The following is a 10071-nucleotide window of genomic DNA, read 5'->3' on the forward strand; positions in this document are numbered from 1 at the left end:
GCGCCGCGGGCCCGCACCCGGCGGGATGCGGGCCCGGACGGCGGGCCGTTCAGGACATCAGAACGTGCGGTCCTCGTCGTAGGGCCCGATGACCGCCAGCGCCCGCGGGCGCGACAGCAGCTCGGCGGCGACCTCGGCGACCTGCGCCCCGGTCACCCCGTCGAACCGGGCCAGGTCCTCGTCGATGGAGAAGTGGCGCGGGTGGTTCAGCTCGTGCCCCAGCAGGCGGCCCATCCGGGCGTTGGTGCCCTCGCTGCCCAGCACCAGGGAACCCTGGATCTGCCCCTTGGCCCGGCGCAGCTCCTCCTCGGTGATCCCCGACGCCGCCACCTTGGCCAGCTCGTCCCGGCACACCCCGATGACCTCGTCGGCCTTCTCCGGCAGGCAGCCCGCGTAGATCTGGAAGGTGCCGGTGTCGGCGTAGCCGGTGTGGTAGGCGTGCACCGAGTAGGCCAGGCCGCGCTTCTCGCGCACCTCCTGGAACAGGCGCGAGGACATGCCCCCGCCCAGGGCGGCGCTGAGCAGCCGCAGCGCGTGCCAGCGCGGGTCGGTGCGCATGATGCCCTCCGAGCCCAGGATGATGTGCGCCTGCTCGGTGTCGCGCGACTGCACCACCTGGCCGTCGAAGGTGGGGACCGGGCCGCCGCCGATGCGCGGCCCCGCCGGGCGGGCGTCGCCCGCGGCGGCCAGCCGCTCGGCGAACATCTCCCGCACCTGCTCCACCACCTGGTCGTGGTCCAGGCTCCCGGCCGCCGTGACGATCAGCTCCGAGGGGACGTAGGCGTCCCGGTACTGCTCGGCGATCCGCTCCCGGGGCAGCGCCTTGATGGTGTCGATGGTGCCCAGGATCGGCCGGCCCAGCGGGGTGTCCCCGAAGAAGTGCGCCGCGTAGACGTCGTCCACCAGGTCGGCGGGCTCGTCCTCGTACATGGCGATCTCCTCCAGGATCACGCCGCGCTCGGTCTCCACCTCGCCCTCGTCCAGCACCGAGTTGGCGACCATGTCACCGACCACGTCGATGGCCAGCGGCAGGTCGCGGTCGAGCACCTTCGCGTAGTAGCAGGTGTGCTCCTTGGTGGTGTAGGCGTTGTGGTCGGCGCCCACACCGTCCAGCAGAGCGGAGATCTCCAGCGCCGACCGGGTCCGGGTCCCCTTGAACAGCAGGTGTTCCAGGAAGTGCGCCGAACCGGCGTGCGCGGCGTCCTCGTCGCGCGATCCCGTGGTCGCCGAGATCCCGAACGCGGCGGAGCGCCCGCCCGGGATGTGCTCGGTGACCACGCGCAGGCCGCCGGGCAGCACGGTCCGGCGTACCAGGCCGGAGCCGCCGTCCGCTTCCAGCAGCGTCACGGTCGTGCCCGGCTCCTGCTCGGCGGCGATGGGGACAGAGCTCATGAATCCTTCTTCTTCGCGTCGTGTGCGTGGGACTTACCGCCCGAGGATACGCGGTGGGGGCGGCCGCACCCACGGTGCGACCGCCCCCTCACGTGCTCAGAACGGATCAGGTGTTCTCGGAGCGGCTGGTGGAGCGACGGCGGCGCCGGCGCGGGGCGCCCTCGCCGTTGTCGCCGTCCTTGTCCTCGGCCTCGGCCTCGGCCGGAGTGTCACCGTCGGCGGCGGCCGGAGCGGCCGGAGCGGCCGGAGCGGACTCCGCCTCGACGACCTCGACCGGGACCAGCGACAGCTTGCCGCGGTCGTCGATCTCGCGGATCTCGACCTGGATCTTCTCGCCGATGCTGATCACGTCGTCGAGGTTCTCGATCCGCTTGCCGCCGTGCAGCTTGCGGATCTGCGAGATGTGCAGCAGGCCGTCCTTGCCGGGCAGCAGCGACACGAACGCGCCGAACGTCGTGGTCTTGACGACGGTGCCCAGGTAGCGGTCGCCGACCTCGGGCATCGTCGGGTTGGCGATCTGGTTGATCGTGTCGCGGGCGGCCTCCGCCGAGGGGCCGTCGGTGGCACCGATGTAGATGGTGCCGTCGTCCTCGATCGTGATCTCGGCGCCGGTCTCGTCCTGGATCGAGTTGATCATCTTGCCCTTGGGGCCGATGACCTCGCCGATCTTGTCGACGGGGACCTTGACGGTCAGGATGCGCGGAGCGTTCGGGCTCATCTCGGCCGGACGCTCGATGGCCTCCTGCATGACGTCGAGGATCGCCAGACGCGCACCGCGGGCCTGCTGGAGCGCGAGCGCCAGCTGCTCGGCGGGGATGCCGTCGAGCTTGGTGTCGAGCTGTAGGGCCGTGATGAGGTCACGGGTACCGGCGACCTTGAAGTCCATGTCGCCGAACGCGTCCTCGGCGCCGAGGATGTCGGTGAGGGTGACGAACTCGTCGCCTTCACTGATCAGACCCATGGCGATGCCGGACACCATCTCCTTGAGCGGCACACCGGCCGACAGCAGGGCCATGGTGGAGGCGCAGACCGAGCCCATCGAGGTGGAGCCGTTGGAGCCCAGCGCCTCGGAGACCTGGCGGATCGCGTACGGGAACTCCTCGCGCGAGGGCAGGACCGGGATCAGGGCGCGCTCGGCGAGGGCGCCGTGCCCGATCTCGCGCCGCTTGGGCGAGCCCACCCGACCGGTCTCACCGGTGGAGTAGGGCGGGAAGTTGTAGTTGTGCATGTAGCGCTTGGTCTTCTCAGGGTTGAGAGTGTCGACCATCTGCTCCATGCGCAGCATGTTCAGGGTGGTGACGCCCAGGATCTGGGTCTCACCGCGCTCGAAGAGCGCCGAGCCGTGGACCCGCGGCAGCACGCCGACCTCGGCGGACAGCGGGCGGATGTCCTTGGGGCCGCGGCCGTCGATGCGGATCTTGTCGCGCAGGACGCGCTCGCGCATCAGGTTCTTGGTGAGCGAGCGGAAGGCGGCCGAGACCTCCTTCTCGCGGCCCTCGAAGTCCCCGGAGACCTTCTCGGCCGCGGCGGCCTTGACCTTGTCCAGCTCGGCCTCGCGGTCCTGCTTGTCCGCGATGGTCAGCGCCTTGGACAGGTCCTCGCGCACGGCGGCGTCGACGGCGGAGTACACGTCGTCCTCGTAGTCGAGGAAGATCGGGAACTCGCCCTCCTCGCGGCTGCTCTGGTCCGCGACGGCCTGCTGGGCGCGGCACAGCACCTTGATGAAGGGCTTGGCGGCCTCCAGGCCCTCGGCCACCGTCTGCTCGTTGGGGCCGACGGCGCCCTCGGCGACCAGCTTGATGGTGTGGACCGTGGACTCGGCCTCGACCATCATGATCGCGACGTCGCCGTCCTCCAGGACGCGACCGGCGACCACCATGTCGAAGGTGGCGTTGTCCAGCTCGGAGTGGGTCGGGAAGCCGACCCACTGGCCGTCGATCAGGGCGACGCGCACGCCGCCGATCGGACCCGAGAAGGGCAGCCCGGCGATCTGGGTGGACATCGAGGCGGCGTTGATGGCCACGACGTCGTACAGGTGGTCCGGGTGCAGGGCCAGGATCGTCTCGACGATCTGGATCTCGTTGCGCAGGCCCTTCCTGAACGACGGGCGCAGCGGCCGGTCGATCAGGCGGCAGGTGAGGATGGCGTCCTCGGAGGGACGGCCCTCGCGCCGGAAGAAGGAGCCGGGGATGCGGCCGGCCGCGTACATGCGCTCCTCGACGTCCACCGTCAGCGGGAAGAAGTCGAGGTTGTCCTTGGGACGCTTCGAGGCGGTGGTGGCGGACAGCACGACGGTCTCGTCGTCCAGGTACACCGTCGCCGAACCGGCGGCCTGGCGGGCCAGGCGACCGGTCTCGAAGCGGATGGTACGGGTGCCGAACTTGCCGTTGTCGATGACGGCTTCGGCAGAGTAAACGCCCTCCATGGGCGACCTCCTACTACACGTGTTCGCGTTGGAATACACCGGACCCGCTGGTCCGGTGCGTGTGTTCGTTCCCCGCGTCCGTGCCCCGGAGTTGATGACGGCCGGTCATCGATCGAAGCCCACGGGGTCCCGTGACGGGACCTTCCGGAGGCCACTACCGAGGACCGGCCCCGACTCTGCGGCCGAGGGAGTGATGGGCGCGGGTGGTCTCTGTTCAGCTGTGGTGCGGGTGCGGCGGTGACCGCCGACACGTACACCCTACTAAGAAAGAGGGAGCGGCCGAAGCCGCTCCCTCCGCGTCCTAGCGGCGCAGGCCCAGGCGCTCGATCAGCGAGCGGTAGCGGGTGATGTCCTGCTTGGCGATGTACTTGAGGAGACGGCGGCGACGGCCGACCATCAGGAGCAGGCCGCGACGGCTGTGGTGGTCGTGCTTGTGGTCCTTGAGGTGCTCGGTGAGCTCGGTGATGCGGTGCGTGAGCAGCGCGACCTGGACCTCGGGGGAGCCGGTGTCACCCTCGCCGGTGGCGTACTCGGCGATGATCTTCTCTTTGGTGGCGGCGTCGATCGACACGTCGTTCCTTTTCTCAATGATGCGGTACGCAGGGCGAACCCGACCCGAGGGGCCGGGATCAGACGCGGTGACCACGCGTACGAACAGTCACCGTCGGGTGTGCCGCGCGGCCCCCGCCGACGGCGGGAGGGCATCGCGCTCCCCCTCGGGTCACGGAACCGTGACCTCGTGCGGGGCACACGTGGACGACTCCACCCTACCGCAAACACGAAGGGCTCGGGCGTGCACGCAGCGTGGGCGCGGTCTCCCCCGGGTCAGGAGATCCCGAGGACCACGCGGCAGCGCTCGACGTCGCGGTGCATCGCCGCGATGAGGTCGTCCAACTGCGCGAAGCGCTCCTGGCCGCGGATGCGCGCGGTGAAGTCCACGGTCATCCGCACCCCGTACAGCTCCAGGTCGTCGCGGTCCAGGGCGTAGGACTCCACGGTCCGCTCGGCACCGTCGAAGGTGGGGTTGGTGCCCACCGAGATCGCGGCGGGCCAGCGCGACTCGCCGCCCCGGACCGGTTCGACCCGGCTCAGCCAGCCCGCGTACACGCCGTCGCCCGGGACCGCGGTGTGCGGGGGCAGGTCCATGTTGGCGGTGGGGAAGCCCAGCAGCTCGCGGCCGCGCGCGGCGCCGTGCACGACCTCCCCCTCGACCCGGTGCGGGCGGCCCAGCAGCGCGGCGGCACCGGCGACGTCCCCCTCGGCCAGCAGGCCGCGCACCCGGGTGGAGGTGATGGTCTCCCCGTCTGCGACCAGGGCGACCCCGTCCACCGTGAAGCCGGCCTCCGCGCCCAGCCGGGCCAGCTCGGCCACGTCGCCGGCCGCCCGGTGCCCGAACCGGAAGTCCTCGCCCACGACCACGGCCGCGGCGTGCAGCCGGTCGACCAGCAGGGTGCGCACGAACTCCTCGGGGGTGCGCGCCGACAGGTCCTTGGTGAACGGCATGACGCACACGGCGTCCGCCCCGTACTCGCCGAGCAGCCCGATCCGCCGCTCCACCGGTGTGAGCACCGGCGGGGTCACACCGCGCAGCACCGCCTCCGGATGCGGGTCGAAGGTGACCACGACCACCGGCAGGTCCAGTTCCCGACCCCGTTCGACCGCGGTCTCCAGGAGGGCCCGGTGTCCCCGGTGCACGCCGTCGAAGACACCGACGGCCACCACGGACCGCCCCCATCCGGAGGGCACGTTCTCGGGCCCGTCCCATCGCCGCACGTCCGACTCCCCTTCGTCACGGGCTTGGCGGAGGGACCTTCGGCCCTCCCGGACCAAGCCTGCCACGTCCCCGGACCGCCCGCCGACACGAGCCCCCCGCGGCCCGCCCCGCGCCGGACCGTCAGGCGTATCCCGAGGAGCGGTAGGCGTCGGCGCGCCCCTGGATACCGAGGACCACGACCGTGCGCGCCCCCTCGTCGATCCGGTAGCGGACACGGTAGCGGTAGGAGGAGCGCCGGGCCACCCACTGCCCGGCGAACGGCACCGGGCACGTGCCCTCGGTCGAGCGCCCCGCCGAACTCACCGCCGCCCTGGCGGGGTTCCTGTGCGAGGCGCCGACGGGGTTCCGGGGGCCCGGCGGAGACGTCCGGGGAACGAGGACGTCGACGTAGGGCCGCTGTGCCTCCTCGAACCCGTTCCCGCCCGCGAAGGGCGCGGAGCCGGGCGGCGGGACCGCGGCCGTGGGCCCTCCGTCGGGGGCGGTGGGCGACGGGCGGCCCGAAGCGGAGCGGAGGTCCGAAGAGGCGCAGGCTAGGCGGGCTCGAAGACCACCAGGGGCTTCATGTGGTCGCGGCGGTTCTCCGCCAGCGCGATGACCCGGCCGTCGGGGGCGAACAGACCGATGGGCCCCCGCCCCCGGTCGTCGGGGTCGATCCGGTTGCCGTGCCGCACCCGCCGGGTCTCCTCCTCGGTGAGGGAACGCGACGGGAAGGCCGCGGCGACCGCCTCGGCCAGCGGGACCTGCGTGAACTCCTTCGCCAACTGGTCCAGGGTGCGCGCCTGCGCCAGGTCGTAGGGGCCCACCCGGGTGCGGCGCAGCGCGGTCAGGTGGCCTCCGGTGCCCAGGGCGGCGCCCACGTCGCGGGCCAGCGACCGGATGTAGGTGCCGCTGGAGCAGACGACGGAGGCGTCCACGTCCACGAACGTCCCCGCCCCGTCGGCGACCCGGCGGATGTCGGTGACCTCGAACGCGGCCACGGTGACCGGCCGCGCCTTCAGCTCGACCTCCTTGCCCTCCCGCGCCGACTTGTAGGCCCGCTTGCCGTCCACCTTGATCGCGCTGACCTGCGGCGGCACCTGCATGATCTCCCCGGTGAGCGCCCGCACCGCCGCGTGCACGGCCTCGTCGGTCACCCCGGAGGCGTCCACCCGCTCCCCCGGCTCGCCCTCGGCGTCGTCGGTGTTGGTGGTGAGCCCCAGCCGGAGGGTCGCGTCGTACGCCTTCTCCGTCAGGGTGAGGTGGCCCAGGAGCTTGGTGCCCTTCTCGATCCCGAGCACCAGGACCCCGGTGGCCATCGGGTCCAGGGTGCCCGCGTGCCCGACCCGGCGCGTCCGGGCCAGCCCGCGGGTCTTGGCGACCACGTCGTGCGAGGTCCAGTCGGCGGGTTTGTCGATCACCACGACGCCGCTCTCGGCCATCGGTCTCCTCGGGAAGGGGTGGAAAAGGGGAAAGGGCGGCGCACACCGTCGCCGCCCTTCTCGTTCAGTACAGCCGGACGGGAGGGCTAGGCTGTGTTTTTTCAACCTCCGCTCCGCTTCGGTTCGTGTTCGGCGCCCTTGGAGGGCGGGAACCTTCGGCCCTACGGGGACATCCTCGTTCCTCGGACGTCCCCTCCGGGCCTCCAGAACCCCGCCGGCGCCTCACGAACCCCCGCGGAGCAGGACGGCATTCAAAAAACAGGCCCTAGTCCTCGTCCTCGTCGTCCTCGATCTCGCGCGGCGCCTTGTAGGGGTCGGCCTCGCCCGCCGGGCTGGCGCCGGTGGCCCGCTGGGCCACCTCGGCGTCCGACTGCCGCGCCCTGACCAGCAGCTCCTCGATGTGCTGGGCGTTCTCCTGCACCTCGTCGATCACGAAGGTCAGGCTCGGCGTGTGCCGGATACCGGTCTGTCTGCCCACCTCGCTGCGGATGAGGCCCTTGGCGCTCTCCAGCGCGGCGGCGGAGGCGGCCCGGTCCTCGGTACTGCCGAACACCGTGTAGTACACCGTGGCGTCCCGCAGGTCCGCGGTGATGCGCGCGTCGGTCACGGTGACGAATCCCAGGCGCGGATCCTTGATCCGCCGGTCCAGCATCTCGGCGACGATGCGCTGGATGCGGTCGGCGATCTTGCGCGCGCGTGCTGCGTCGACCATCGTCAGTCTTCCTCTTCGTTGAAGAGCCGCTGCCTGGCGGACAGCAGCTCCAGTTCGGGACGGCCCGCGACGAAGCGCTCGCAGGTGTCCATCTGCTCCCGGGCGTGGGCCGCGGTGGGGGCGACCACCGCGACGCCGATCTTGGCGCGACGGTACAGGTCGTGCTCTCCCACCTCGGAGACCGACACCGAGAACTTGCGGCGCAGCTCGGCGATGACCGGCCGCACCACCGAACGCTTCTGTTTGAGCGAGTGGACGTCACCGAGAAGGACGTCCAGGGTCAGCGCCCCAACGTACAAGTGATCACCTGTGGTGTTGTGAACGGTCAAAGGCGGGGCCCCGGACAGCTCGTGTCCGGGGCCCCGGTGGATCAGGCCTCGCGACTCCTAGTCGCGGGGCTTCTCCTGCATCTCGTACGTCTCGATGACGTCCTCGATGCGGATGTCGTTGTAGCCGACACCGATACCGCACTCGAAGCCCTCGCGGACCTCGGTCGCGTCGTCCTTGAACCGGCGGAGCGAGTCCACCGTGAGGTTCTCGGAGATGACGACCCCGTCGCGGATGAGCCGCGCCTTGGAGTTGCGGCGGATGATGCCGTCGCGAACGATCGAACCGGCGATGTTGCCGATCTTGGGCACCTTGAAGACCTCGCGGATCTCGGCCGAACCGAGCTTGACCTCCTCGTAGATGGGCTTGAGGAGACCCTTGACGGCGGCTTCGACCTCGTCGATGGCCTGGTAGATGACCGAGTAGTAGCGGATGTCGACGCCCATGCGGTCGGCGAGCTCGCTGTTCTTGCCCTCGGGCCGAACGTTGAAGCCGATGATGATCGCGTCGGCGGAGGCCGCCAGGTTGATGTCGTTCTGCGTGATCGCACCGACACCGCGCCCGATGACCCGGATGTTGACCTCTTCGCCACCGGCGTCGATCTTGAGCAGCGACTCTTCCAGGGCCTCGACCGAACCGGACATGTCACCCTTGATGAGCAGGAGCAGCTCGGAGCGCTCGCCCTCCTTGAGGTGGTCCTGCCAGGTCTCGAAGGTGACCCTGCGGGCCGACCGCGCCTGCTGGGCGAAGCGCTCGCGCGCCTCGCGCTGCTGGGCGATCTGGCGGGCCACCCGGTCGTCCTTGACGACCAGGAAGCTGTCGCCGGCGCTGGGCACGTTGGTCAGACCCAGCACCTGCACCGGACGGGACGGCTCCGCGCTCTGCACGTTGTGGCCGTGCTCGTCGAGCATGGCGCGCACGCGGCCGTAGGCGTCGCCGCAGACGATCGAGTCGCCGACATTGAGCGTGCCGCGCTGGACCAGCACCGTGGCCGTGGAACCGCGACCGCGGTCCAGGTAGGCCTCGATGGCCAGGCCCTGCGCGTCCATGTCCGGGTTGGCCTGGAGGTCCAGGGCCGCGTCGGACGTCAGCACGATCGATTCGAGCAGGGCGTCGATGTTGGTGCCGCGGAGCGCGGAGATGTCCACGAACTGGACGTCGCCGCCGTACTCCTCGGCCACCAGGCCGTACTCGGTGAGCTGCGCGCGGACCCGCTGGGGGTCGGCGCCCTCGACGTCGATCTTGTTGACCGCCACCACGATCGGCACCTCGGCCGCCTTGGCGTGGTCGATGGCCTCGGCCGTCTGCGGCTTGACACCGTCGTCGGCCGCGACCACCAGGACCGCGATGTCGGTGACCTTCGCACCGCGGGCACGCATGGCGGTGAACGCCTCGTGACCGGGGGTGTCGATGAAGGTGATCTTGCGCTCTTCGCCGTCCACCTCGGTGGCGACCTGGTAGGCACCGATGTGCTGGGTGATACCGCCGGCCTCGCCGCTGACGACGTTGGTCTTGCGGATGGTGTCCAGCAGTCGGGTCTTACCGTGGTCGACGTGACCCATGACGGTGACCACCGGCGGGCGGGGACGCAGGTCCTCCGCGGTGCCGTCGTCCTCGCCGAACTCGATGGAGAAGGACTCCAGCAGTTCGCGGTCCTCGTCCTCCGGGCTGACGACCTCGATGCGGTACTTGAGCTCCTCGCCCAGCAGCACCAGGGTCTCGTCCGGCAGGGACTGGGTGGCGGTCACCATCTCGCCCAGGTGCATCAGCACCTGGACCAGCGACGCCGGGTTGACCTCGATCTTGTCGCCGAAGTCGGACAGCGAGGCACCGCGGGACAGGCGGATGACCTGGCCGTTGCCGCTCGGGATCTTGACGCCGCCGAACGACGGGGCCTGGAGGTCGTTGAACTCCTGGCGCCGCTGCTTCTTGGACTTGCGGGCACGCCCGGGACGACCGCCCGGACGACCGAACGCACCGGCCGTGCCGCCGCCGCGACCACGGCCACCGCCACCGGGACGAC

General features: G+C 70.8%; 9 protein-coding genes. All 9 read right to left on the reverse strand.

Features of this window, described 5'->3' with window-relative positions; translation table 11 throughout:
• Nucleotides 1-57 precede the first annotated feature (57 nt).
• On the reverse strand, nucleotides 58-1392 hold the full coding sequence (locus QJS33_RS03795; RefSeq protein ID WP_306366427.1) for a pitrilysin family protein: 1335 nt from the start codon (nucleotides 1390-1392) through the stop codon (nucleotides 58-60).
• A gap of 106 nt (nucleotides 1393-1498) precedes the next feature.
• Nucleotides 1499-3817, reverse strand: a complete 2319-nt coding sequence (locus tag QJS33_RS03800; protein WP_306366428.1) for a polyribonucleotide nucleotidyltransferase — start codon at nucleotides 3815-3817, stop codon at nucleotides 1499-1501.
• Between the two features lie 301 nt (nucleotides 3818-4118).
• On the reverse strand, nucleotides 4119-4388 hold the full coding sequence (rpsO, locus tag QJS33_RS03805) for a 30S ribosomal protein S15 (RefSeq protein WP_220559404.1): 270 nt from the start codon (nucleotides 4386-4388) through the stop codon (nucleotides 4119-4121).
• Nucleotides 4389-4642: 254 nt separating this feature from the next.
• The gene (locus tag QJS33_RS03810) at nucleotides 4643-5590 is read right to left on the reverse strand and encodes a bifunctional riboflavin kinase/FAD synthetase (protein ID WP_306366429.1); all 948 of its coding nucleotides are present in this window, start codon (nucleotides 5588-5590) and stop codon (nucleotides 4643-4645) included.
• Nucleotides 5591-5711: 121 nt separating this feature from the next.
• Nucleotides 5712-5855 (reverse strand): hypothetical protein, encoded by a 144-nt coding sequence (locus QJS33_RS03815; protein WP_306366430.1) that lies wholly within the window; start codon nucleotides 5853-5855, stop codon nucleotides 5712-5714.
• A 266-nt stretch (nucleotides 5856-6121) separates the two neighbouring features.
• Complete coding sequence (gene truB, locus QJS33_RS03820) at nucleotides 6122-7009, reverse strand: tRNA pseudouridine(55) synthase TruB (RefSeq protein ID WP_306366431.1); 888 nt, start codon at nucleotides 7007-7009, stop codon at nucleotides 6122-6124.
• Nucleotides 7010-7274: 265 nt separating this feature from the next.
• Nucleotides 7275-7721, reverse strand: coding sequence for a 30S ribosome-binding factor RbfA (gene rbfA / locus QJS33_RS03825; RefSeq protein WP_306366432.1), 447 nt, complete (start codon nucleotides 7719-7721; stop codon nucleotides 7275-7277).
• Between the two features lie 2 nt (nucleotides 7722-7723).
• Complete coding sequence (locus tag QJS33_RS03830) at nucleotides 7724-8020, reverse strand: DUF503 domain-containing protein (protein ID WP_220559399.1); 297 nt, start codon at nucleotides 8018-8020, stop codon at nucleotides 7724-7726.
• An 87-nt stretch (nucleotides 8021-8107) separates the two neighbouring features.
• On the reverse strand, nucleotides 8108-10071 hold a 1964-nt coding region (gene infB, locus QJS33_RS03835), incomplete at its 5' end, for a translation initiation factor IF-2 (protein ID WP_306366433.1).

The sequence above is a fragment of the Nocardiopsis sp. CC223A genome (genome assembly GCF_030766825.1).
Classification (GTDB): Bacteria; Actinomycetota; Actinomycetes; order Streptosporangiales; family Streptosporangiaceae; genus Nocardiopsis.